At 70.5% G+C, this 22,583-nt stretch carries 22 protein-coding genes and 1 pseudogene; 14 read left to right on the top strand and 9 right to left on the bottom strand.

The annotated features are described in order from the left end of the window. A pseudogene (locus tag VXC91_RS29675) lies at positions 1 to 143 on the bottom strand (TldD/PmbA family protein); the annotation flags it as partial. After that, a complete protein-coding gene (locus VXC91_RS29670) occupies positions 140 to 1,735 on the bottom strand; it encodes a TldD/PmbA family protein (RefSeq protein ID WP_408057507.1) in 1,596 nt (531 codons plus the stop codon). The gene VXC91_RS29670 and the pseudogene VXC91_RS29675, both read right to left, overlap by 4 nt. Before the next feature lie 229 nt (positions 1,736 to 1,964). Here VXC91_RS29670 and fabG point away from each other — a divergent pair, with 229 nt between their 5' ends. The 3 genes from fabG (at position 1,965) to VXC91_RS29655 (ending at position 4,025) form a co-directional block, all read left to right on the top strand. Continuing rightward, a complete protein-coding gene (gene fabG, locus VXC91_RS29665; protein WP_329510429.1) occupies positions 1,965 to 2,669 on the top strand; it encodes a 3-oxoacyl-[acyl-carrier-protein] reductase in 705 nt (234 codons plus the stop codon). Between the two features lie 5 nt (positions 2,670 to 2,674). After that, positions 2,675 to 3,442 carry an enoyl-ACP reductase FabI gene (fabI, locus tag VXC91_RS29660; RefSeq protein WP_329510428.1) on the top strand — a complete coding sequence of 256 codons (768 nt, stop codon included), beginning with the start codon at positions 2,675 to 2,677 and terminating at the stop codon, positions 3,440 to 3,442. A 211-nt stretch (positions 3,443 to 3,653) separates the two neighbouring features. Then, positions 3,654 to 4,025, top strand: coding sequence for a hypothetical protein (locus VXC91_RS29655; protein ID WP_329510427.1), 372 nt, complete (start codon positions 3,654 to 3,656; stop codon positions 4,023 to 4,025). A gap of 7 nt (positions 4,026 to 4,032) precedes the next feature. Here VXC91_RS29655 and VXC91_RS29650 read toward each other — a convergent pair whose 3' ends face one another. Then, a complete protein-coding gene (locus VXC91_RS29650; protein ID WP_329510426.1) occupies positions 4,033 to 4,722 on the bottom strand; it encodes a FadR/GntR family transcriptional regulator in 690 nt (229 codons plus the stop codon). A 99-nt stretch (positions 4,723 to 4,821) separates the two neighbouring features. On the opposite strand from VXC91_RS29650, the gene VXC91_RS29645 reads away from it, so the two are divergent. From VXC91_RS29645 to VXC91_RS29630, 4 genes are all read left to right on the top strand, one after another. Further along, the gene (locus VXC91_RS29645; RefSeq protein ID WP_408057504.1) at positions 4,822 to 6,201 is read left to right on the top strand and encodes a CynX/NimT family MFS transporter; all 1,380 of its coding nucleotides are present in this window, start codon (positions 4,822 to 4,824) and stop codon (positions 6,199 to 6,201) included. 4 nt (positions 6,202 to 6,205) lie between these two features. Then, positions 6,206 to 6,322, top strand: a complete 117-nt coding sequence (locus VXC91_RS29640; RefSeq protein ID WP_329510424.1) for an SGM_5486 family transporter-associated protein — start codon at positions 6,206 to 6,208, stop codon at positions 6,320 to 6,322. Between the two features lie 337 nt (positions 6,323 to 6,659). Then, on the top strand, positions 6,660 to 6,869 hold the full coding sequence (locus tag VXC91_RS29635) for a hypothetical protein (RefSeq protein ID WP_329510423.1): 210 nt from the start codon (positions 6,660 to 6,662) through the stop codon (positions 6,867 to 6,869). A gap of 165 nt (positions 6,870 to 7,034) precedes the next feature. Next, on the top strand, positions 7,035 to 7,553 hold the full coding sequence (locus VXC91_RS29630; protein WP_329510422.1) for a SixA phosphatase family protein: 519 nt from the start codon (positions 7,035 to 7,037) through the stop codon (positions 7,551 to 7,553). A gap of 86 nt (positions 7,554 to 7,639) precedes the next feature. On the opposite strand, the gene serB is transcribed toward VXC91_RS29630, so the two are convergent. Continuing rightward, a complete protein-coding gene (gene serB, locus VXC91_RS29625; protein ID WP_329510421.1) occupies positions 7,640 to 8,851 on the bottom strand; it encodes a phosphoserine phosphatase SerB in 1,212 nt (403 codons plus the stop codon). A 182-nt stretch (positions 8,852 to 9,033) separates the two neighbouring features. Beyond that, complete coding sequence (locus VXC91_RS29620; protein ID WP_329510420.1) at positions 9,034 to 10,803, bottom strand: streptophobe family protein; 1,770 nt, start codon at positions 10,801 to 10,803, stop codon at positions 9,034 to 9,036. 239 nt (positions 10,804 to 11,042) lie between these two features. Here VXC91_RS29620 and VXC91_RS29615 point away from each other — a divergent pair, with 239 nt between their 5' ends. Then, on the top strand, positions 11,043 to 13,520 hold the full coding sequence (locus VXC91_RS29615; protein ID WP_329510419.1) for an ABC transporter ATP-binding protein/permease: 2,478 nt from the start codon (positions 11,043 to 11,045) through the stop codon (positions 13,518 to 13,520). Positions 13,521 to 13,605: 85 nt separating this feature from the next. On the opposite strand, the gene VXC91_RS29610 is transcribed toward VXC91_RS29615, so the two are convergent. The 3 genes from VXC91_RS29610 to VXC91_RS29600 all read right to left on the bottom strand — a co-directional run bounded on the left by VXC91_RS29610 (position 13,606) and on the right by VXC91_RS29600 (position 16,542). Beyond that, positions 13,606 to 14,340: a transglycosylase SLT domain-containing protein gene (locus VXC91_RS29610; RefSeq protein WP_329510418.1), complete on the bottom strand. Its 735-nt coding sequence runs from the start codon at positions 14,338 to 14,340 to the stop codon at positions 13,606 to 13,608. 298 nt (positions 14,341 to 14,638) lie between these two features. Further along, positions 14,639 to 15,838, bottom strand: coding sequence for an S-adenosylmethionine:tRNA ribosyltransferase-isomerase (locus VXC91_RS29605; RefSeq protein WP_329510432.1), 1,200 nt, complete (start codon positions 15,836 to 15,838; stop codon positions 14,639 to 14,641). 8 nt (positions 15,839 to 15,846) lie between these two features. Further along, positions 15,847 to 16,542, bottom strand: coding sequence for an SDR family NAD(P)-dependent oxidoreductase (locus VXC91_RS29600; RefSeq protein WP_329510431.1), 696 nt, complete (start codon positions 16,540 to 16,542; stop codon positions 15,847 to 15,849). A gap of 187 nt (positions 16,543 to 16,729) precedes the next feature. On the opposite strand from VXC91_RS29600, the gene VXC91_RS29595 reads away from it, so the two are divergent. The 3 genes from VXC91_RS29595 to VXC91_RS29585 all read left to right on the top strand — a co-directional run bounded on the left by VXC91_RS29595 (position 16,730) and on the right by VXC91_RS29585 (position 18,875). Then, complete coding sequence (locus VXC91_RS29595; protein ID WP_329510417.1) at positions 16,730 to 17,875, top strand: GAF domain-containing sensor histidine kinase; 1,146 nt, start codon at positions 16,730 to 16,732, stop codon at positions 17,873 to 17,875. Further along, entirely contained in the window at positions 17,868 to 18,509 is a 642-nt protein-coding gene (locus VXC91_RS29590) for a response regulator transcription factor (RefSeq protein ID WP_329510416.1), read from the top strand. The genes VXC91_RS29595 and VXC91_RS29590 overlap by 8 nt, the downstream gene beginning before the upstream one ends. A gap of 120 nt (positions 18,510 to 18,629) precedes the next feature. After that, positions 18,630 to 18,875, top strand: a complete 246-nt coding sequence (locus tag VXC91_RS29585; RefSeq protein ID WP_329510415.1) for a chaplin — start codon at positions 18,630 to 18,632, stop codon at positions 18,873 to 18,875. Between the two features lie 215 nt (positions 18,876 to 19,090). Here the strand turns inward: VXC91_RS29585 and VXC91_RS29580 are convergent, their stop codons facing one another. Continuing rightward, complete coding sequence (locus VXC91_RS29580) at positions 19,091 to 19,873, bottom strand: hypothetical protein (protein ID WP_329510414.1); 783 nt, start codon at positions 19,871 to 19,873, stop codon at positions 19,091 to 19,093. 152 nt (positions 19,874 to 20,025) lie between these two features. Between VXC91_RS29580 and VXC91_RS29575 the strand changes: the two genes are divergently transcribed. The 3 genes from VXC91_RS29575 to VXC91_RS29565 all read left to right on the top strand — a co-directional run bounded on the left by VXC91_RS29575 (position 20,026) and on the right by VXC91_RS29565 (position 22,454). Beyond that, positions 20,026 to 20,823, top strand: coding sequence for an ABC transporter ATP-binding protein (locus VXC91_RS29575; protein ID WP_329510413.1), 798 nt, complete (start codon positions 20,026 to 20,028; stop codon positions 20,821 to 20,823). 81 nt (positions 20,824 to 20,904) lie between these two features. After that, positions 20,905 to 21,333, top strand: a complete 429-nt coding sequence (locus VXC91_RS29570; RefSeq protein ID WP_329510412.1) for an NfeD family protein — start codon at positions 20,905 to 20,907, stop codon at positions 21,331 to 21,333. Between the two features lie 155 nt (positions 21,334 to 21,488). Continuing rightward, entirely contained in the window at positions 21,489 to 22,454 is a 966-nt protein-coding gene (locus tag VXC91_RS29565) for an SPFH domain-containing protein (protein ID WP_329510411.1), read from the top strand. The last annotated feature ends 129 nt before the right edge of the window (positions 22,455 to 22,583 follow it).

Genomic DNA, 22,583 nt, shown 5'->3' with positions numbered 1-22,583 from the left:
ACCCCGTTCGTCGTCAGCGCGTTGCCCGCCCACCGCAGATTGGCGGTGGAGTGCTCGTCGGCGATGACGACACACCCGTCCGCTCGGGACAGCTCGAGGGCGCGCTCGACGATCTCGTGCGGCTTGTCGGTACGGGCGGTCATCGTCCGGCCTCCTGCGTGGTGTTCAGAATGTTGACGCTCTTGAAGAGGGCCGAAGGGCAGCCGTGCGAGACGGCCGCGACCTGGCCGGGCTGGGCCTTGCCGCAGTTGAAGGCGCCGCCGAGGACGTACGTCTGCGGACCGCCGACGGCCGCCATGGAGCCCCAGAAGTCGGTGGTCGTCGCCTGGTACGCGACATCGCGCAGCTGACCCGTGATGCGCCCGTTCTCGATCTTGAAGAACCGCTGGCCGGTGAACTGGAAGTTGTACCGCTGCATGTCGATGGACCAGGAACGGTCCCCGACCACGTAGATGCCGCGGTCCACGCCACCGATCAGATCCTCGGTGGACAGCCCGCCCGGATCCGGCTGGAGCGACACATTGGCCATGCGCTGCACCGGCACGTGCGAGGGCGAGTCCGCGTACGCGCACCCGTTGGAGCGCCCGAACCCGGTCAGCCTGGCGATACGACGGTCCAGCTGGTAGCCCACCAGCGTCCCGTCCTTGACCAGGTCCCAGGACTGGCCCTCGACGCCCTCGTCGTCGAATCCGATCGTCGCGAGGCCGTGCTCGGCGGTGCGGTCACCGGTGACGTTCATCAGCTCGGAGCCGTACTTGAGCTTGCCCAGCTTGTCGAAGGTGGCGAAGGAGGTGCCCGCGTAGGCGGCCTCGTAGCCGAGCGCCCGGTCCAGCTCGGTGGCGTGCCCGATGGACTCGTGGATGGTCAGCCACAGGTTGGAGGGGTCGACCACCAGGTCGTACACGCCGGCTTCGACGCTCGGCGCACGCATTTTCTCGGCGAGCAGCTCGGGGATCCGCTCCAGCTCGGAGTCCCAGTCCCAGCCGGTGCCCGTCAGGTACTCCCAGCCGCGGCCGACCGGCGGCGCGAGGGTGCGCATGGAGTCGAACTCGCCGGTCGACTCGTCGACCGAGACCGCGGTGAGCTGAGGGTGCAGCCGCACGCGCTGCTGGGTGGTCACGGTCCCCGAGGTGTCGGCGTAGAACTTGTTCTCGTGAACGGTCAGAAGCGAGGCGTCCACGTGGTTGACGCCGTCGGCCGCCAGCAGTCGCGCGCTCCAGTCCGTCAGCAGCCCGGTCTTCTCCTCGTCGGGCACGGTGAAAGGGTCGATCTCGTACGACGACACCCACGTCTTCTCGGCGTGCACGGGTTCGTCCGCCAGCTCCACTCTCCCCCACTGCCCGAAAGGCGTGGGCGGTGCGCCCACGTCGGACCCCGCCGCCCTGATCACCTGGGCCGACAGCTTCGCCATCGCCACCGCCTGGGACGCGACCTTGGCGGCGGCGTCCGGCGTCAGATCGACACCCGAGGCGAAGCCCCAGGTCCCGCCGTGCACGACCCGTACCGCGTAGCCGAGGTCGGTGGTGTCCGACGACCCGGAGGGCTTGCCGTCCCGCAACCGCCACGCGGCACTGCGCACCCGCTCGAACCGGAAGTCCGCGTGCTCGGCCCCGAGCGAGCGCGCACGGGCCAGCGCGGCGTCGGCCAGGACCCGCAGCGGCAGTGCCGTGAAGGCTTCGTCGATGGAATGAGGCACGGAGGTCTCCCTGCTGTTGTGGCCTGTCGGTCCGATCATGTCGCGCGAGCGGGTGCGCGGACCACACCTTTCCGCCGGGCGGGCCGGACCGTCGCAGTCGGTGACCGGTCCAGGGCGGATCCAGGACCCCCTTCTGTAGGGATCCGACAGCGACTCCCGTGGACCACTGTCGGTGCCCGCTTCTCCGCTCCGCGGCCCGGCCAGATAGGTTTTCGACGAGGGCGCCTGTCCTGCAGGGGTCACAGACCGCTATCGAAAGGGTGATCCGTTGAGCCGCTCGGTTCTCGTCACTGGAGGCAACCGGGGCATCGGCCTCGCCATCGCCCGCGCGTTCGCCGACGCCGGCGACAAGGTCGCGATCACATACCGCTCGGGTGAGCCGCCGGCGGGCTTCCTGGCGGTCAAGTGCGACATCACCGACACCGAGCAGGTGGAGCAGGCCTACAAGCAGATCGAGGCCGAGCACGGCCCGGTCGAGGTGCTCATCGCCAATGCCGGCGTCACCAAGGACCAGCTTCTGATGCGCATGTCGGAGGAGGACTTCACCTCGGTCATCGAGACCAACCTGACCGGCACCTTCCGCGTCGTCAAGCGCGCCAACCGCGGCATGCTGCGCGCCAAGAAAGGCCGCGTGGTGCTGATCTCGTCGGTCGTGGGGCTCCTCGGCTCCGCGGGGCAGGCGAACTACGCCGCCTCCAAGGCGGCCCTGGTCGGTTTCGCCCGCTCCCTCGCCCGTGAGCTGGGCTCACGCAACATCACCTTCAACGTCGTCGCTCCCGGCTTCGTCGACACGGACATGACCAAGGTGCTCACCGACGAGCAACGCCAGAGCATCGTGTCGCAGGTGCCGCTCGGCCGGTACGCGCGGCCGGAGGAGATCGCCGCGACGGCGCGATTCCTCGCCTCCGACGACGCCTCGTACATCACTGGAGCCGTCATCCCGGTTGACGGCGGACTGGGAATGGGTCACTGATCACCATGAGCGGAATTCTCGAGGGCAAGCGCGTCCTGATCACCGGTGTGCTGATGGAGTCGTCCATCGCGTTCCACACCGCGAAGCTGGCCCAGGAGCAGGGCGCCGAGATCATCCTGACCGCGTTCCCGAGGCCCACGCTGACCGAGCGCATCGCCAAGAAGCTGCCGAAGCCCACCAAGGTCATCGAGCTCGACGTGACCAACGACGAGCACCTCGCGCGCCTGGCCGACATCGTCGGCGAGGAGCTGGGCGGTCTGGACGGTGTCGTGCACTCCATCGGCTTCGCCCCGCAGGACGCCCTCGGCGGCAACTTCCTGAACACGCCGTTCGAGTCCGTGTCCACCGCCATGCACGTCTCGGCGTTCTCCCTCAAGTCGCTGACCATGGCCTGCCTGCCGCTGATGCAGAACGGCGGCTCGGTCGTCGGCCTCACCTTCGACGCGCAGTACGCCTGGCCGCAGTACGACTGGATGGGCCCCGCCAAGGCCGCCCTGGAGGCCACCAACCGCTACATGGCGCGCGACCTCGGCAAGCAGAACATCCGCTGCAACCTCATCTCCGCCGGCCCCATCGGCTCCATGGCCGCGAAGTCCATCCCGGGCTTCTCGGAGCTGGCCTCGGTCTGGGACACCCGCGCCCCCCTGGAGTGGGACCTCACGGACCCCGAGCCTGCGGGCCGCGGCGTCGTCGCCCTGCTCAGCGACTGGTTCCCGAAGACCACCGGGGAGATCGTCCACGTGGACGGCGGTCTGCACGCCATCGGCGCCTGAGCCTCCAAGAGCGGCGGGCGGTCGAGCGCGCAAGCGCTCGCGTGTCGTGGTGGGCCTGTCGGTGTACCGGGTCGATGCCCCGTTTCCCGCAAGCGCGGGAAGTGGGGCATCGCCCGTTCGGAGCAACTGACACGGGCCCGCCGGCCGTGCAGCACGCACGCTGGGAGTACGCACCGCCCCGCAGCCGAACGGCCCCCAGGAGGTCCCCCTTGTGCGCCTGTCCCGCCGCTTCGCTCCGGCCTTCCTCGCCCTCGCGCTGCTAGCGGTTCTGCCGTACGACTCCATGCCGCGGGCGCGCGTGGTGCATCCCGCTCTTCACGCGCGCGTGAAGAGCGAAAAGACCCCCGACCCGCAGCCGTTCGGCGCCGAGTGCCGTGTCGGCGTCACCGGGTCCGACGTCGTCGCCTACTGCCACAACCCCTATCCCGACACCGATCACGTGAGTCTGCACATCGAGTGCGACCGCTGGTGGGACCTCGACACCGACACCGCCCCGGTGGAGGCCGGGCCGGCGATGACCGTACGGCTGAGCGGACGGTGCTGGGAGAACGTGCGCTCGGCGTGGGTCGGCCACGCACGGTGAGGCGCGGTCAGCGGCCGGCGGGCTTCGGACGCCCCGGACGGCACATGAACGGATAGCTCGCGGCCTCCGCGGCCGCCGCGGCGGCGTCACCCGACCGGACGGCGTTCAGCAGCCGCGTGTGATCCATGTAGGTCTCCGGCGTCAGCTCCTCGCCGACGTCGTCGCGCAGCCAGTCCCGCAGCACCTCGCCGAGATCCGCGTACATCGCCGTCATGACCTCGTTGTGGGACGCGGCCACCACCGCCATGTGGAAGGTGGCGTCGGCGGTCACGAACGCCTCCGCGTCCCCGGACTCCCAGGCCTCCTCGCGGCGCACAAGGAGCGCGTCGAGTTGCTTGAGGTCGCGCTCGGTGCGCCGCTCGGCGGCCAGCTGGGCGGCTCCCGACTCCAGGATGGAGCGCAGCTCGGCGATGTGGTTCGGGTCGGCGTCGGCGAACCGCCGGTGCATCACGCCTGCCAGCTCGCTGGTCGCGACCACGTAGGTGCCCGACCCCTGGCGGATGTCCAGCAGACCGTTGTGCGCGAGTGCGCGGACCGCCTCGCGCACCGTGTTGCGCGCGACCCCGAGCTGCTCGACGAGCTCGGGCTCGGTGGGGATGCGGGAGCCCACCGGCCATTCGCCCGAGGTGATCTGCTTGCGCAACTCGGCGATGACCTGCTCGGCCAGTGCGGACCGGCGGGGGTGGCTCAGCGGCATGACGGTCCTTCGTGTGGGCCTGATGACGGGGCCGGAGGTCCGGAGCGTAACGCAGCCGGAGTGGACAGCCAATCATCCCATGATTCTATGATGTTCTTCATGGCTGAGGAGCAGACCGGAACGACGTCCGTACCGATGCGCAGCCCGGCCGGCGCGACGACGAGGACCACCGGGTCGGCGAGTGGGGGCGCGGCGTCCGCCCCGCGGGTGTGGACGATGCGTCTCCTGGTCCTCGGTATCGTCCTCACCGCACTCAACCTGCGCCCCGCCATCACCAGCCTCGGCGCCCTTCTGGAGGAGGTGCGTGACGAGCTCGGCATGAGCGGCAGCGTCGCGGGTCTGCTCACCTCCGTGCCCCCACTCTGCTTCGCCGTCTTCGGTGTCATGGCGCCGTGGCTCGCCCGCCGCTTCGGACCGGGTGCCGTGGTCTGTGCCGGCATGGCCGCGATCAGCGCGGGCCTGCTGCTGCGCCCCTACGTCGGCAGCACCGGCGGTTTCCTGGCCGCCAGTGCGCTCGCCCTGATGGGGATCGCGGTCAGCAACGTCCTGATGCCCGTGATCGTCAAGCGCTGGTTCCCTGACCGGGTGGGCGCCATGACCGGCCTGTACTCGATGGCGCTCGCCCTCGGCACCGCCGCCGCGGCTGCGGTCACCGTGCCCCTGACCGACGCGCTGGGCGGCAGGTGGCAATCGGGGCTCGCGATCTGGGGGGCACTGTCGGCGGCGGCCGTACTGCCGTGGATTCCCTTCGTGCGCGCCGCGGGCGCCGGTCCCGCGGACGGCGCTTCCGCCGCCGGTTTCGATGGGGGCGAGCCCGATGATGGGTTGCGGATCACCCGCAGTCGTACCGCCTGGGCACTGGCCGTCTTCTTCGGGCTCCAGGCCACCGCCGCCTACATCACGATGGGCTGGATGGCGCAGATCTTTCGTGACGCCGGGGTGGCCGCCGGCACGGCCGGCGTGCTCCTCGCCGTCACGATGGTGATGGGTGTGCCCCTGGCCTTCGTCATTCCGCGGCTGGCATCCCGGCTGCCGCACCAGGGCCCGATCGTGATCGCCCTCGGCGTGTGCGGTTTCGCCGGGTATGCGGGCCTGTACTGGGCCCCGGCGGGCGGCGCCTGGGCATGGGCACTGCTGCTGGGCGTCTCCAACTGCGCCTTCCCGCTCGCGCTGACCATGGTGGGGATGCGGGCACGCACGAGCGCGGGGGTGGCCAAGCTGTCGGCGTTCGCGCAGAGCACCGGATATCTGCTGTCGATCCCGGGGCCGCTGCTGGTGGGAGTCCTCTACCAGAGCAGCGGCGGATGGGGCCTGCCGCTCGCGCTCATGGCCGGGCTGATGGTGCCGCAGGTCGTGGTGGGGGTCCTGGCGGGCCGTGACCGCACGGTGGAGGACGAGACAGCCGCACGGCAGGACGGCCGGACCGCCGTGCAGCACCGACCCCGCCGGAGCCCGGGCGGCGAAGAAGTGGGAGACTGACGGCATGCCCGTGCTCGACCCGAACCCCCAGAACGGCCAGCGGAAGATGCTGCTCGTCTTCGGCACGTTCTTCGCCATCTTCGTGATCATCGCCGTCATCGCGACGATCGCATCGCCCTGACCGACGGCGCCGAGGGCTCCCGCGTGCCGTCATGACGGAAGGCACCGAGGGCCCCTGAGCCTCGCCTCCGTGTCCGCCGTGCATCTCACCGTGGCGAAAGGCGCGGGACGCCCGTGTGCCAGGCCGCGCCCCGGACGGGCCGCCGCCCTCTCGCGAACGCCGGCACGGGGGTCCGCGTCCCGCGCCGGTGGTGGGGCTGTCCCCACCATCCCCTAGGGGGGCAGTGTCAGGGTCAAGTGGGTGGATCACCGGATGGGTTGAGGGCCGCCGAGTCCCTACCTTCGAAGTGTGGCCGCGAGGGGCGGACCACGGGACCCGAAGACCCACGGAGGCAGACATGTCGGCCCCTACGCACACCCGGCCCGGCCCGGCGACCACGGGCGGCGTCGACATCCGGCTGCCCTGGTGGGCCCTCGCCCTGCCCACGCTGGCCTTCATCGTTCTGCTGGCGCTGATACTCGACCCGGCGGACGCGAGCGGCGGCGACCCCGCTCTCAGCCACCTCCTCGAGCGCGTCCAGCAGAGCGTGACGCACCACGCGTCCTGACGTCGCCCGACGGAGATGCGCCGACACCGCCCGTCCACCGGTGACCGCGTCGTCCTGCCAGGTGAGCGCGGTCGGGCGAACGGATGAGCCACCCGGGCGCGGGCGCGCGCCCGGCGCCGCCAACTCCCTGCGCTCCCTGGCGTGTTTCATGCGAAGCTGGGACCCATGAGCTCCGCAGAACCCCGCAGGATTGTCCTCCTTCGGCATGCGAAGGCCGACTGGCCGCAGGTGCCCGACCGCGAGCGTCCGCTCGCTGACCGGGGCCGCAAGGACGCGCCCGTCGCCGGACGCAAGCTGGCCGACACCGGCATCCACTTCGATCTGGCCCTCTGCTCCACCGCGACGCGCACGCGCGAGACCTGGAAGCTCGCGGTCCCGGAGCTTCCGCACCGGCCGAAAACCGTCTATGAGGAGCGGCTCTACGAGGCCTCGCCCGGCGAGCTGATCGCCCTGCTCAACGAAACACCCGACGACGTCCGGAACGTGATCCTGATCGGCCACAATCCGGGCATCCAGGGCCTCGCCGAGGTGCTCGCCGAAGCGGCCGACGACGAGGCCCGCGAGCGGATGAGCCGGCGCGGTTTCCCTGCGGCCGCCTTCGCGGTTCTCGGCTTCGACGCCGAGTGGAAGTCGCTGGAGCCGGGCACGGCCACGCTGATCGACTACTGGGCGCCGAGCGAGTAACCCTACGGAACGTGATGGTGGCCCCGGCACCCGTCCGGGCGCCGGGGCCACCGCCACGTATGTGCACATGCCGGTCCGGCCCGGACTCAGTGGGGGGCGTCCTGTGTGTCCGCCGCCTCCACCTCTTCCCGGGTGACGCCCAGCAGATAGAGGACGGTGTCCAGGAAGGGGAAGTTCACCGCGGTGTGCGCGGCCTCGCGGACAACGGGCTTGGCGTTGAAGGCGACGCCCAGACCGGCCGCGTTCAGCATGTCGAGATCGTTGGCCCCGTCACCGATCGCCACGGTCTGCGCCAGCGGCACACCCGCCTCGGCGGCGAACCGGCGCAGCAGCCGCGCCTTGCCCGCCCGGTCCACGATGTCCCCGACGACCTTGCCGGTCAGTTTCCCGTCGACGATCTCCAGCGTGTTGGCCTGCGCGAAGTCGAGCCCCAGCCGCTCCTTCAGATCGTCCGTGACCTGGGTGAACCCGCCCGAGACGACACCCACCTGGAAGCCGAGCCGCTTCAGCGTCCGGATCAGGGTGCGCGCGCCCGGGGTCAGCCGGACCTCGGCACGCACCTTGTCCACCACCGACGCGTCCAGTCCCTTGAGGAGCGCCACGCGCGCGTGCAGTGACTGTTCGAAGTCCAGCTCACCGCGCATGGCGGCCGCCGTCACCTCGGCGACCTCCGCCTCACAGCCGGCGTGCGCCGCGAACAGTTCGATGACCTCGTCCTGGATGAGCGTCGAGTCCACGTCCATGACGACCAGACGCTGCGCGCGGCGGTGCAGACCCGCCGCCACGACGGCCACGTCGACGCCGAGTGCCGCGGCGTCGGTCACGAGCGCGGTGCGCAGTGGCTCGGTCTCGACGCCGGACACCGCGAACTCGACGGCTGTCACAGGGTACTTGGCGAGGCGGAAGATGCGGTCGATGTTGCCGCCGGTCGCGGCGATGCGAGCGGCGATGGCGGCCGTCGACCGGGCGGTCAGCGGGTGGCCGAGCACGGTGACCAGGGAGCGTCCGAGGCCCCGCGGCCGGTTGTCGCCGATGCCGGAGATGATCTCCGCCTGCATCTTCACGGACTCCGCCCAGCTGTGGACGGTGGCCCGCAGATCACCCTCGAGCCCGGACGGGGGCACGGTCACGAGCGCGCACAGCACCATCCGGCCCCGGGTGACCACCTGCTCGATGTCGACGACGTCGACGCTGTAGGCGGCGAGGGTGTCGAACAGGCCCGCGGTCAGACCGGGCCGGTCCTTGCCGAAGATCTTGACAAGGAGCGTGGGGGCGTCGGAGGTCTGCGATGCGCTCATGGTGCTTCCCACCGTATCCGGCACTCAGTGCCCATGCGTTCCCGGCCCGACCAGCGGACGGGGAACAGTGCGTGGCGGGCAGATGACGTACGTCTTGAGCGGCGGGGAAGGGAGCAGAGCAGGTCCGCACCGGTGACGCGGGCGTCGGGCGCGGGTGTGCCGCGGCCCGTGACCCGGTCGGGTCAGCCGCGTCCGCTCGGCCCCGGAGGCGGGGGCGGCGGGGGCGGGCCCTCGTCCCGGGACGACGGCGTCCGCCCGTTCCGCCGCGGTGAGAACCGGGACGGCGGCTCGATCGGCTGGGCCACCGTGGGTGCTCCGTACACATCCCCGGGAGCGGACCGTGGCGCGCTCGCGTCGGGGGGTGTCCCAGGGGGCCGTGCGTCCTCCGGTTCGCGCAGCTCTTCCGGCAGCCGTAGATAGGGATTCGTGTCGGGGTTGGGCGGGCGATGCGGCCTGCTCTGCACATAGGGGCCCGCGCCGTGCGGCATCGTCGGGTACGACGCCGGCGTGGTCGCCGCCCACCCTGAGGCAGCGCGTGCCAAGGGCGCCGCTCGACTCCCCGCCGCCCCAGCCGCGTACGCGAGCAGCGCCCCCGCCGCCCCGGCTCCCGCGCCCCATACCGCACCCAGCAGCACGGCCATGCCGACATGCCCGTGCAACTCGATGCCGGCGCCGAACGCATCGAATCCGAACACCGACAGCGAGGCGTCCACGGACACATCCGTCAGCCAGGCCAGCAGCGGCAGTGCCAGTGCCGTCACGATGCCGAGCCGCAGGGCGCAGTGCCCTGCGAAGCCGAGGGGACCCCGGCCGCTTGCGGCGGAAGGAGCCCGGCCCGGTACGGCCGCGGCATCCCGGGATCGTACGAGCGGCGTACGTACTGCGGTCAGCACGCCCGCGAAGAGCATCATGAGCGCCGCGGCGACCGCGAGCAGCCACACCCTGCCGTCCAGTTCGGACAGGCGCCCCAGGGTGACGGGCTGGTCCGTCCGCACGCTCAGCAGCCGGTCCAGCGGGTCGGGCAGCAGTTTCGCCAGCTCGCCCGTGGCCTGTCCGTCCCACGGTACGAACAGGCCGATCGGGACACCCAGCCACACCCCGTTGGGCGCACCCAACAGCGCCGCCCCCGCGATCCGCGCCGGATGGTCGTCGCCGACCGCCGCGTAGGCTGCCGCCGCGAGACCGGCGACCACCGCGACCAGCACCACGGTCACCAGTGCGGACGAGGCCGGACGCATCACGCGGTGCACCGCTTCCCAGCCGCGTGGCAGCGGTGTGTGCCGGGAGGCGAGCAGTGCGATCACGAGGACCCCGGCGGCCCAGGCGGCGCCTCCCAGCAGCGTGGGTAACGTGTCGACGGTGAAGCCGACCGCGGCCTTCGCCTCGATGAGGTCGCCGATCCGGCTCGGCAGCAGGCCCCCGATGTTCCCGAGCCCGGGGATGCCGACGCTCCCGCTGCCGCCCGCGCCGGGCAGTTCGCCCAGCCCCAGTGAGTCTCCGTCGATGGTGATGACGTCGTGGCCGGCCCAGGAGAGACCGCCCAGCATCGCTACGAACAGCACGACCACCGCGCCCGCCCGGGCCAGGAGTTCGGCCGGTGAGACCATAACTCCCGCCGCACGCAAGAAGCGCAGGAAGAACCAGCACAGCAGGAGCGCGCCCACCAGCCCCACACCCAGTGGCGCGATGTCCATGGCGGTCGTCGCTTCCGCCCCCCTCAGGCCGAACGCCGACACATCCCCGGACGGCTTGACCGTTCCGTTCGCCCCCAGTGCCACCACGGCCGCGGTCATCGGGCCGAGTGCGCCCGCCGCATCCGCCCGGAGCAGATGCAGACCGAGCGCCGCGGTCCCCGCCATCCCGATCAACGCCCAGCTCACGGAGGCGATCGCGGACAGCAGCACATCCGTCCACGGCAGCCTCCTGCCGTCTTTCGCGGTCTCGATGCTCATGCAGGCCCCCCGGTCCGCGCCGCGGCCTTCCACCGCGGATACCCCCTCACGGGGGATTACCACTCTCCGGTCCGGCTTCACCGTCGTCAACGGGACGCGTTCCCAGGGGCGTACGGCGCTCGTCACACGGTCTGACTTTCGGTCGGAGGGCTGAGCCTGAAATAGTTCCCCACGATGTTCGACATCCCTAGACTCCCTGTGTTGGGGGTAACCCGGGGGACAACTCAGTGGGGCATGGAGTGCCTGAACTCGTACTCGAATGGAACGGACGCACCTGGACGCTGGATGCGTCCAGGCGATACACCCTCGGACGCGATCCGCAGGGGGACATCGTGTTCGAGGACGCCAGGGTTTCCTGGCGCCACGCCACGATCGGCTGGAACGGGCGCAGTTGGGTCATCGAGGACCACGGCAGCACCAACGGCACGTTCGTGCAGGGCCAGCGGGTGCACCAGCAGGAGATCGGTCCGGGCTCGTCCCTGTATCTGGGCAACGCGACCGACGGACCGCGCCTGAACCTGTCCGGTGCGGCGGCCGCCGTCGCCACCCCGCAGGCCCAGCCCCGCCAACAGCCGCACGCGGCCCCGGGCGTCGACGCCGGCCGGGCACAGCAGACGCCGCAGCAGGCCGGCGGGCAGATCCCGCAGCAGCAGGGGCCCGGTGGTGGCGCGGGGGCGCCACCGGTCTACGGCGATCGCAGCCCGACCACGTTCCACCAGCTCGCCCTGGGCCGAGTGATGCGTATCGGCCGTGCGCTGGAGAACGATCTGGTCGTCTCCGACCTCCAGGTCTCCCGCCACCACGCCGAGTTCCACGCCACGCCCGACGGCCGTTTCGAGATCCGCGACCTGGGTTCGCACAACGGCACGTTCGTCAACGGTATGCCGATCGGCAAGGGCAGCTCGGCGCTGCTCGGCCCGAACGACATCGTCGGTGTCGGGCACTCGACGTTCCGTCTGGTCGGCGACCGCCTCGAGGAGTTCGTCGACACCGGTGAGATCTCCTTCTCCGCCCGCCACCTGACCGTCACGGTCGACGGCGGCAAGCAGATTCTCAAGGACGTCTCCTTCGGCGTCCCGGAGAAGTCGCTGATCGCGGTGATCGGACCGTCCGGCTCCGGCAAGTCGACGCTGCTGAAGGCCCTCACCGGCTACCGCCCCGCCAACGAGGGCGACGTCCTCTACGACAACCGGAACCTGTACAAGCAGTTCGCCGAGCTGCGCCAGCGCATCGGTCTGGTTCCGCAGGACGACATCCTGCACAAGGAGCTGTCGGTCAAGAAGGCCCTCACGTACGCGGCCAAGCTGCGCTTCCCCGCCGACACCACGGCCGCCGAGCGCGAGGCGCGGATCGACGAGGTGCTGCGCGAGCTGAAGCTGGACATCCACAAGGAGAAGAAGGTCACCTCCCTCTCCGGTGGCCAGCGCAAGCGCGTCTCGGTGGCCCTGGAACTGCTCACCAAGCCGTCGCTGATCTTTTTGGACGAGCCGACCTCCGGTCTCGACCCCGGTATGGACCGCGACGTCATGCAGCTGCTGCGCGGTCTGGCCGACGACGGCCGTACGGTCCTCGTCGTCACCCACTCGGTGGCCGAGCTGGCGCTGTGCGACAAGCTCCTCGTGATGGCGCCCGGCGGCTCCGTCGCCTACTTCGGCCCGCCGGAGGAGGCACTGAACTTCTTCGGCTACGAGACCTGGGCCGATGTGTTCTCCGCTTTCGAGAACTACCGCGACTACGACTGGGCGGGCCGCTGGAAGGGCTCGCAGCACTACCAGATGTACGCCGCGGACATCGACGCCGTGGCCCCGCAGTCGGTCCACATGCCGCCGCCGCAGGCGATCAAGCCGCCCGAGCCGCAGGGCTGGTTCTCCCAGCTCGGCACCCTGATCCGGCGGTACGTCGCGGTCATCGCCTCCGACAAGGGCTTCCTGGCACTGACGGTGATCCTGCCTGCGGTGCTCGGCGCGGTCAGCCTGCTCATCGACTCGGACAAGGGCCTGCTGGTCAACCCGGTCAACCCCAAGACCGGAGTGCCCGTCCCGAACGGCACGGCCACCACGGTCCTGCTGATCCTCGCGGTCGGCGCGTGCTTCGCGGGCGCCGCCAACTCCGTCCGTGAGCTGATCAAGGAGCGGGTCATCTACGAGCGGGAGCGCGCCACCGGTCTGTCCCGCTCCGCGTACCTCATGTCGAAGGTGTTCGTCCTCGGCGCCATCACCGTGCTGCAGGGCCTCATGGTCGGCCTGATCGGTTTCTCCAGCCGCGAGATCCCCCAGGAAGGCGTCGTCCTGGGCGGCTCCACACTGTTCGAGCTGTGTCTGCCGGTCATGGCGCTGGGCTTCACGTCGATGATGTTCGGGCTGGTCATCTCCGCGCTGGTGAAGACAGCCGAGAAGACCATGCCGCTGCTGGTCATGTTCGCCATCATCCAGGTCGTCTTCACCGGCTGTCTCTTCACCCTGAACGGGGCGGTCGGCGTCAACGAGGTCTCGTATCTGATGCCGTCCCGCTGGGCGGTGGGTGCCGCCGGTGCGACGCTGGACTTCAACAACATCGCACCGAACACGAACGACCCGTCCAACACGGACCCGCTGTGGGATCACACCGCAGGGGCCTGGACCCTGGACATGGCTGCCCTGATCGCCATCGGTGTGATCTGCGGCTTCCTCGTGGCCCGCTTCCTGCGCCGCCACGAGCCCGAGGTCATGCGGAAGTAGTCGCTCCCGGAGCACGTGGAAGGGCGGCACCCGTCAGGGGGTGCCGCCCTTTCTTCTGCTCAGCGGGAAGAGGTCCGCGCAGGCCTCAGTATGCGCTGTTGACGTTGTCCATCGAACCGTAGCGGTGCGCCGCGTAGTTGCAGGCGGCGGTGATGTTCGCGACCGGGTCGTAGATGTTCCACGACGTGCCGGGCACGTGGTATGCACGGAAGGTCGGGTCGATCACCTGGAGCAGACCCTTGGAGGGAATGCCGTTGCGGGCGTTGATGTCCCAGTTGTTGATGGCCATCGGGTTGCCCGAGGACTCCCGAATGATGTTGCGGTACACGCCGTTGTACGAGCCCGGGATGCCCTTGTCCGCCATGATGTCGAGCGACTGGCGGATCCAGCCGTCGAGGTTGTTGGCGTAGGACTTGGGGGCGGCCTGCCGGACCGGGGCGCGCTCCGCGGAGCGGCTCGCGGCCTGCTCCGTGCTGCGCTGCTGGGCCGCCTTCTGGGCCGCCTGCTGCGCCTTCTGGGCGTTCAGCTTCTTGGCGGCCTGGTCGGCGGCCTGCTGCTTCGCGGCGATGGCCTCGGCCTTCAGCATGGAGGAGGCCATCTGGTCGGTGATGCTGGCCTTGACGTCCTTGGCCGGCTGGTTGCCGATGGTCACCGGAGCCGAGGCGACGGCCGGGGCCTCGTGAGTCGTGGTCTGCGCCTCGCTCGGCGTGGCGGTGATCGCGAGAGTGGCGACACCGAGGCCGGCGCAGCAGGCGGCGGACAGCTTCTGGGTCTTGGTCAGCGCACGAGCACGGCTACGAATACTGGTGATCTGGGGCATGACTGAGTGACCTCTTCGAGTTGCGCGGAGGTCGCTCTGGTGCCGGTGGGACTTTGGATGTTCCAGCACAAGCGCCGCGGGTACAGACCGGCGGCGCCGAGCGACGGGAGCAATTCTTAGCGGCCGCAAAAACCCCAGGCAACGGTGCGACGTACTAACCCCGATAGTGCGCACAGGAAGGGCAAAACGGGGCAGAACGCCCCGTCTTCCCCGTTCAAAAGGGACCTGTCGCAGTCCTATGCACCTTCGTATGTGACGTGGGTCCTATGTGCGTCCTCACATCGGGCACGGGGAATCTTTACTGATGGTTGCTCAAGCAATGCATAGTGTGATGCGAATTCCGGGGCAGGATGAGGTGGGCGTCACCGAACTCGTGCCACAGGTACCGTCCGGCGAGCGCCGCCCCGTAAGCACGGTCGACGGCCGCCCGCCCGGCGATCGCCTCGAGCATCAGCAGATGTGACGCCTCCGGCTCGTGCAGCCCGGTCAGCAGCCCGTCGACCACCCGCACCCCGCGCTCGGGCGTGACCACGAGATCGGTCCAGCCCTCCCGCGCCCGTACGGCACCGTCCGCATCGACGGCCGACTCCACGGCCCGTACGGACGTCGTACCGACCGCGATCACCCTGCCGCCCACTCGCCCCCCACCAGGACGCGCTTCGTGCCCTTCCCGATCCGCACACATGGCGTTGATCAACCGTGCCGACGCTTCCGGCACCGCGAAGCGCTCCGGGTACGGCGGTTCGTGCGACTCCACCGACGCCACCCCCGTGTGCAGCGTGATCGGGGCGAACTGCACGCCCCGGCTCACCAGCTCCGCCACCATCCGCGCGGTGAAGGGCCGCGCGGCACTCGGCATCTCCGCGCTGCCCGTGCCCTCGGCCGACGGGAGGGCGAAGACCGTCTGGTACACGGACAGCGGCTGGTCCCGCTCCGTGTAGGAGTACCGGATGGGGCGCCCGTGCCGGCCCAGCAGCCGAGCGGGGTCGCCGTCGGAGAGGGTGGCCCACCACAGCCGGTCGCTCGGCCCGGACAGCGGCTCCTCCAGAAGGAGCCGTACGCCGCCCGGCAGCCGCACCACTGTGCCCGCGGGCCCGCCCGCCCGTCGCCCGCCGCCACCCTTGTGATGAGCGCTTCGCGCCCAGCTTGACTTACGCGCGCGCGAGGTACCCCGCCCGTCCGGATCCCGCAGCTCCACGGCCCACCGCCCGTCGTCCCCGCGCGTCGAGAAGTGCACCACCACCGGCGTGTTCCCGAGCCGCCCGTCCACCGCCGCCGCCAGCGTGGGTGAGGTGTTGACGACGAGCAGGTCCCCGGCCCGCAGCAGCCGCGGCAGCTCCGCGAACGTGTGATGCGTCACCTCGGTGCCGCACGAGACCAGCAGTCGCACCGAATCCCGGTCCAGGCCCGGTCCGCGCTCCTCGGCCGGGACCCGCGCGGACAGCTCCTCGGGAACCTTCCCCCACTCTCGGACGCGTCCCGCCGAAGGCACCCCCATCGCCGTTTTCACCGCCCCTCCAGCAGCGAGGGCGCACCGTAGCGGCCACTGGCCGGCCGCTCCTCCAGCAGCCAGAGGAACGCGGGCACCACGGACTGCGGCGCCGGACGCGGATCGTCGTCGTCCGGTACGGCCGCTGCGTACAGGTCGGTGGCCATGTCCCCGGGATCCACCGCCCACACCCGCAATCCCGGCTCTTCCACGGCGAGCACCGCCGCCAGATGGTCGAGCGCCGCCTTCGACGCCCCGTAGCCGCCCCATGTCTCGTAGGGTTCGGTTGCCGCGTCCGAACTGACGGCGATCACCGTGCCCGTGCTCGACGCCCGCAGCAACGGCAGCGCCTCCTGGACGAGGCCCAGCGCGGCGACCACGTTCACCTCCAGCGCCCGTCGCAGACCGTCCGGCGCCAGCTCCTCCAGCCGAACCAGTGGCTCCGCGCCCAGTGCGCTCGCGTTGCTCACCAGCAGATCGAGCCCGCCCAGCTCCCGGGCCGCCGCCACCAGGGCCGCCCGGTGCCCGGCGTCCGTGACGTCCCCGGGCAGCGCCTTCACCCGCGTTCCGTACGAGGCCAGGTCCTTGGCCGTTCCCCACAGAACCGGCGCGGTCCTGGCGTCCAGCACCAGGTCCCAGCCGCGCTCCGCCAGCGCCGCACCGAGCTCCCTTCCGAGCCCCTTCGAAGCGCCCGTAATGATCGCAACCGGCATGACCATCGTCCCCTCATTGCCCGTCCGCCGATGATCGGCGGTGACCTCAACGTAGGAACGGCACCGCCCCGGCCGCCTCGGACGCGGGCCGCAACGATCCGGGGCCCTTCGCCCTAGGCCCAGCGGACCAGAGGGAGCCCGCACAGGTCGGATACGCACGGTCACATCCCACGGGTACGGTGAGGTCATGAGCCATGGACCCCGGTCGGGCCTGTACGCGGTGAGCTCCGCGCTGCTGGCCATGAGCAGGCACCTCGAGGTGCGCGACGTCCTGAAGACGATCGTCGCCTCGGCCCGTGAGCTGCTCGACGCGGAGTATGCGGCGCTGGGCGTGCCGGACGATCACGGCGGCTTCGCCCAGTTCGTGGTGGACGGCGTCACCGACGAGCAGTGGAAGGCCATCGGCCCGCTCCCGCGCCAGCACGGCATCCTGGCCGCGATGCTGCACGAGGCGAAATCCGAGCGGCTCGCCGATGTCCGCGAGGACCCCCGGTTCGAGGGCTGGCCGAGCGCCCACCCCGAGATGTCCGACTTCCTGGGGCTGCCCATCCGCGCCGGCGACGAGATCATCGGTGCGCTCTTCCTGGCCAACAAGAAGTGCCCGAAGCCGGAGGGTGGGTGCGGTTTCACCGAGGACGACGAGGAACTGCTCTCGATCCTTGCCCAGCACGCCGCCATCGCCCTGACCAACGCACGTCTGTATGAGCGCAGCAGGGAACTGACCATCGCCGAGGAGCGTTCCCGGCTGGCCCACGAGCTGCACGACGCGGTCAGCCAGAAGCTCTTCTCGCTGCGGCTCACCGCCCAGGCTGCGGCCGCCCTGATCGACCGCGACCCGGGCCGCGCCAAGGGCGAACTGCAGCAGGTGGCCGCGCTCTCCGCGGAGGCCGCCGACGAACTGCGTGCCGCGGTCGTCGAGCTGCGCCCCGCCGCCCTCGACGAGGACGGCCTGGTCGCCACCCTGCGCACCCAGGTACAGGTCCTCGACCGCGCCCACACCGCGCGCGTGACCTTCATCGGTCGTGGTGTCCGTGCCCTGCCGGCCGCCCAGGAGGAGGCGATGCTGCGCGTCGCCCAGGAGGCCCTGCACAACGCCCTGCGGCACTCCGGTGCACAGCAGGTCGATGTGACCCTGGAGAAGCGTGGTCCCGGCGCCGTCCTGCGGGTCACGGACGACGGCGACGGCTTCGAGCCCACCGCGATACGCCGTGCGGGCCGCCACCTCGGACTGGTCTCCATGCGTGACCGGGCGGGCGGGGTGGGCGGCACGCTGACCGTGGCATCGGCGCCCGGGAAGGGCACCACGATCGAGATGGAGGTCCCTGGTGGCTGACGCAATCAAGGTGCTGCTCGTCGACGACCACCAGGTGGTCCGCCGGGGGCTGCGCACCTTCCTCGAGGTTCAGGACGACATCGAGGTCGTCGGAGAGGCGTCCGACGGCGCGGAGGGAGTGGCCCGTGCCGAGGAGCTGAAGCCCGACGTCGTCCTCATGGACATCAAGATGCCGGGTGTGGACGGCATCGACGCGCTGCGCAGGCTCCGCGAGCTCGAAAACCCCGCGCGCGTGCTCATCGTCACCAGCTTCACCGAGCAACGCACGGTGGTCCCCGCCCTGCGCGCGGGCGCCGCCGGGTACGTCTATAAGGACGTCGACCCCGACGCGCTCGCCGGAGCCATCCGGTCGGTGCACGCGGGCCACATCCTTCTGCAACCGGAGGTCGCGGGCGCGCTCCTGTCCCAGGAGGAGACCCACGCCGGCCAGGGGAGGACAGGGTCGCTGACCGACCGGGAGCGCGAGGTGCTGGGGCTGATCGCGGACGGCCGGTCGAACCGGGAGATCGCCCGCGCGCTGGTGCTGTCGGAGAAGACGGTGAAGACCCACGTCTCGAACATCCTGATGAAGCTCGACCTCGCGGACCGCACCCAGGCCGCGCTCTGGGCGGTGCGCCATGGAGTAAACGGCTGACCGGATCTTCATACCGTCGGGTGTACGTCCCTCCCATGGCGCATCCTCGGTGGATCTCCGGCGTTCTCCAAGGCGTGCTGCGGCGTCTGCCGCAGTGAGCGTAAGGAGAGGGCTCAGACAGTGAAGAACCTGAAGAAGGCCGTTGCCGTCACGATGGTGGCCGGTGGCCTGGTCGCCGCCAGTGCCGGTCTGGCCTCCGCCACGGAGGGGGCGCACGCCGAAGGCAAGGCCAAGGGCTCCCCGGGCGTCGTCTCGGGCAACGTCATCCAGGCCCCGGTCCACATCCCCGTGAACGCGGTCGGCAACAGCGTGAATGTGATCGGCGTCCTGAACCCGGCCTTCGGCAACCTGGGCATCAACCACTGACCACTCCCGGGTCCCCTCGGCCCCGGCCTCCCAGGGATGCCTGGGAGGCCGGTGGCGTATCCGCCTCCTGCCGCGGGCCCGATGACCGGCCCGGGGCAGTCGGCCCGTCCGGTGTGCGGGGACGGTGCGCGTGGTCCGCACGGTCGCGGCTCTGGAGGCGGTGACCCGAACGCCGGGCACGGGGAAGTCCCGATCACCGACTCAGGAAACCCGGGTCACCGAATCTCGCGCTGCTCCACGACGGAGTTGTACGCGGCGACCTGTGCCCGCCGGGCCGTCCGCTCCACCGGACGAAGGGCCTGGGAGCGGGCCGCCATCTCGGAGGCGCTCACCGCGCCCCCGTGCCCGTTCTCGTACGCCACCGAGATCAGCAGCCCGACCCGCTGGGCGAGCTCCAGCACCCGCACCGCCCGCGGCGGATAGCCCGGAGCCAGGACCTTCCGGCCGCGCTCGGCCCGCGCCCGGTACGCGTCGATCGCCGCCTCCGCCACCGGCCCGGACCCGGCCACGTCCAGCCGGGACAGCACCTCCGTCGCCTCGCGCAGCGCCTCCGCCAGCTCCCGCTCGGCCTCCCCGAGCGACGGCACATCGGCGGGCGGTGCCTCCCGTATCGGCAGACAGTGCCAGAGGACGTCGACGTGGACGTCGCCGTCCGGTCCCGCCTCGTGGATCTCCGGCACCAGACCGAAAGCGGCGCCGTGGCAGAGCACCGCCTCCTCGGCCTCCATCGCCCGGGCGTTGAACTCCGGCGGACCGCTCAGGCCCAGCGGGTGTCCCGGCGCGGGCAGCGCGACCCGCAGCCCGGACGCCCCGAGCGACCGCAGCCGCCCCAGTGCGATCGTGAGGCCGACGCGCGCCGACTCGCCCGGCAGCCCCTCGACCCGGTGCGAGGCGTCCTCCCCGACGATGGCCGCGGCGGCGTCGTCCGGTGACACAAGTCCGGCCAATAGGGCATTTCCCCATGCGGCCAGTCGTCCTGAGCGTGGTTCCGAGAGCATGCCCCCACCCTAAGGACCCGACCTATGGAATGGTCCGGGCGGCAGGTGGCGTAGATTTCTTGGGGGGCTGCGCCCACAGGCGTGGCGGACCGCGCCCACAGGCGTACGCGAGAGCCGACACTGGCCACACTGCAAGGGGAGACAACGCGCTCATGAGCGATGTTCTGGAGCTGGAGGACGTATCCGTGGTCCGCGAGGGCCGCGCTCTGGTGGACCAGGTCTCCTGGTCGGTCAAAGAGGGCGAGCGCTGGGTGATCCTCGGCCCGAACGGCGCCGGCAAGACGACCCTCCTGAACGTCGCTTCCAGCTACCTCTTCCCCAGCATGGGCACCGCAACCATCCTCGGCGAGACCCTCGGCAAGCCCGGCACCGACGTCTTCGAGCTGCGCCCGCGCATCGGCGTCGCCGGCGTCGCCATGACGGAGAAGCTCCCCAAGCGCCAGACCGTCCTGCAGACCGTGCTCACCGCCGCCTACGGCATGACCGCCGGCTGGCAGGAGGAGTACGACGAGGTCGACGAGCAGCGCGCACAGGCCTTCCTCGACCGCCTCGGCATGAGCGAATACCAGGACCGGAAGTTCGGCACCCTGTCCGAGGGCGAGCGCAAGCGCACCCTCATCGCCCGTGCCCTGATGACCGACCCCGAGCTGCTGCTCCTCGACGAACCCGCCGCCGGTCTCGACCTCGGCGGCCGTGAGGACCTCGTACGCCGGCTCGGGCGCCTCGCCCGGGACCCGATCGCGCCCTCCATGATCATGGTCACGCACCACGTCGAGGAGATCGCCCCCGGCTTCACCCACGTCCTGATGATCCGTCAGGGCAAGGTGCTCGCCGCGGGCCCGCTGGAGCTCGAGCTGACCTCGCGCAACCTCTCCCTGTGCTTCGGCCTCCCGCTCGTCGTCGAGGAGGTCGGCGACCGCTGGACGGCCCAGGGACTGCCCCTTTCCTGACCCTCCGAAACCCCGCACGGAGCCCGGCCCCGCCCCTTCTGTGCCCTGTCCGTGACCGGCCCCCCGGCCTACCATGACCATGTGAACATCGACGCGTGGGTGTGGTGGCTGATCGGCGCGGCGGGGCTCGGCATCGGGCTCGTGATCACCGCGATGCCGGAGTTCGGAATGCTCGCGGTGGGAGCTGTCGCGGCCGCCGTGGTCGGTGGTCTCGGTGGCGACGCCGTGGTGCAGGTCGTGGTCTTCGCCATCGTCTCGGTCGCCCTCATCGCCGTGGTCCGGCCCATTGCCGCGAGGCACCGCTCTCAGCGACCCCAACTCGCCACCGGCATCGAGGCGTTGAAGGGCAGGCAGGCTGTCGTCCTGGAGCGGGTCGACGGCTCGGGCGGCAGGATCAAGCTTGCCGGCGAGGTCTGGTCCGCCCGCGCCCTCGACTCCGAACTCACCTATGAAGTGGGCCAGGAAGTGGACGTCGTGGACATCGAGGGCGCCACGGCGATCGTGATGTGACCTCGGGGGACTCAACTGAACCGAACGACCCACGAGGCAGGCGAGGGTCTGTCAGACTCGACCAGCAAGATCTTCAACAACCATAAGATCTTCCACACGGCGCCGAGGCGGAGAAGACGGGGCGTCATGGCGGAGAAGGGGTACGGGGAATCACGATGGAACCGATCATCATCGTCCTGATCATTCTGGTGGTGCTGGTCTTCATCGCCCTGATCAAGACGATCCAGGTCATCCCACAGGCGAGCGCGGCGATCGTCGAACGCTTCGGCCGCTACACGCGGACGCTGAACGCGGGCCTCAACATCGTGGTCCCGTTCATCGACTCCATCCGCAACCGCATCGACCTGCGCGAACAGGTCGTGCCTTTCCCCCCGCAGCCGGTGATCACCCAGGACAACCTGGTCGTCAACATCGACACCGTCATCTACTACCAGGTGACCGACGCCCGCGCCGCCACCTACGAGGTCGCCAGCTACATCCAGGCCATCGAGCAGCTCACCGTCACCACGCTCCGCAACATCATCGGTGGCATGGACCTGGAGCGCACCCTGACCTCCCGCGAGGAGATCAATGCGGCCCTGCGCGGTGTCCTGGACGAGGCCACGGGCAAGTGGGGCATCCGCGTCAACCGCGTCGAACTCAAGGCCATCGAGCCCCCGACCTCCATCCAGGACTCGATGGAGAAGCAGATGCGCGCCGACCGTGACAAGCGCGCGGCGATCCTCACCGCCGAAGGTACGCGCCAGGCCGCCATCCTCACCGCCGAGGGTGAGAAGCAGTCCCAGATCCTGCGCGCCGAGGGTGAGGCCAAGGCGGCCGCCCTGCGCGCCGAGGGCGAAGCCCAGGCGATCCGTACGGTCTTCGAGTCCATCCACGCCGGCGACCCCGACCAGAAGCTGCTCTCGTACCAGTACCTGCAGATGCTGCCGAAGATCGCGGAGGGCGACGCCAACAAGCTCTGGATCGTCCCCAGCGAGATCGGCGACGCCCTGAAGGGCCTGTCCGGCGCCATCGGCAACTTCGGCCCGTTGGGCGGGGGTTCGGGCGGAAGCGGTGGCTCGGGATCCGCCGGCAACAACAGCACGAGCACGGACCGCCGCGAGAAGCCGTCGATCGACTGACCCGGCAGTGTCTGTAGGAGACGCACCGGGGCCCGCCTCCGTCGGAGGCGGGCCCCGTCTCATGCCCCACGCGTGGGTCGCCGCGCGGCCGTCGGAACGGCCGCTGGTGCTGTGGCCGGAAGGGTTTGC

The organism is Streptomyces chiangmaiensis, assembly GCF_036281785.1.
In the GTDB taxonomy this organism is placed as follows: domain Bacteria; phylum Actinomycetota; class Actinomycetes; order Streptomycetales; family Streptomycetaceae; genus Streptomyces; species Streptomyces chiangmaiensis.
This window is presented reverse-complemented; position numbering and strand designations above follow the sequence as displayed.

Coding starts and splice junctions, on each gene's coding strand:
- VXC91_RS29640 (WP_329510424.1), top strand. CDS start 6,206: ATGCCCGTGCTCGACCCGAACCCCCAGAACGGCCAGCGGAAGATGCTG.
- VXC91_RS29605 (WP_329510432.1), bottom strand. CDS start 15,838: ATGGGGGTGCCTTCGGCGGGACGCGTCCGAGAGTGGGGGAAGGTTCCC.
- VXC91_RS29670 (WP_408057507.1), bottom strand. CDS start 1,735: ATGATCGGACCGACAGGCCACAACAGCAGGGAGACCTCCGTGCCTCAT.
- VXC91_RS29645 (WP_408057504.1), top strand. CDS start 4,822: ATGGCTGAGGAGCAGACCGGAACGACGTCCGTACCGATGCGCAGCCCG.
- VXC91_RS29630 (WP_329510422.1), top strand. CDS start 7,035: ATGAGCTCCGCAGAACCCCGCAGGATTGTCCTCCTTCGGCATGCGAAG.
- VXC91_RS29600 (WP_329510431.1), bottom strand. CDS start 16,542: ATGCCGGTTGCGATCATTACGGGCGCTTCGAAGGGGCTCGGAAGGGAG.
- VXC91_RS29575 (WP_329510413.1), top strand. CDS start 20,026: ATGAGCGATGTTCTGGAGCTGGAGGACGTATCCGTGGTCCGCGAGGGC.
- VXC91_RS29635 (WP_329510423.1), top strand. CDS start 6,660: ATGTCGGCCCCTACGCACACCCGGCCCGGCCCGGCGACCACGGGCGGC.
- fabI (WP_329510428.1), top strand. CDS start 2,675: ATGAGCGGAATTCTCGAGGGCAAGCGCGTCCTGATCACCGGTGTGCTG.
- VXC91_RS29650 (WP_329510426.1), bottom strand. CDS start 4,722: ATGCCGCTGAGCCACCCCCGCCGGTCCGCACTGGCCGAGCAGGTCATC.
- VXC91_RS29565 (WP_329510411.1), top strand. CDS start 21,489: ATGGAACCGATCATCATCGTCCTGATCATTCTGGTGGTGCTGGTCTTC.
- VXC91_RS29595 (WP_329510417.1), top strand. CDS start 16,730: ATGAGCCATGGACCCCGGTCGGGCCTGTACGCGGTGAGCTCCGCGCTG.
- serB (WP_329510421.1), bottom strand. CDS start 8,851: ATGAGCGCATCGCAGACCTCCGACGCCCCCACGCTCCTTGTCAAGATC.
- VXC91_RS29620 (WP_329510420.1), bottom strand. CDS start 10,803: ATGAGCATCGAGACCGCGAAAGACGGCAGGAGGCTGCCGTGGACGGAT.
- VXC91_RS29580 (WP_329510414.1), bottom strand. CDS start 19,873: ATGCTCTCGGAACCACGCTCAGGACGACTGGCCGCATGGGGAAATGCC.
- VXC91_RS29610 (WP_329510418.1), bottom strand. CDS start 14,340: ATGCCCCAGATCACCAGTATTCGTAGCCGTGCTCGTGCGCTGACCAAG.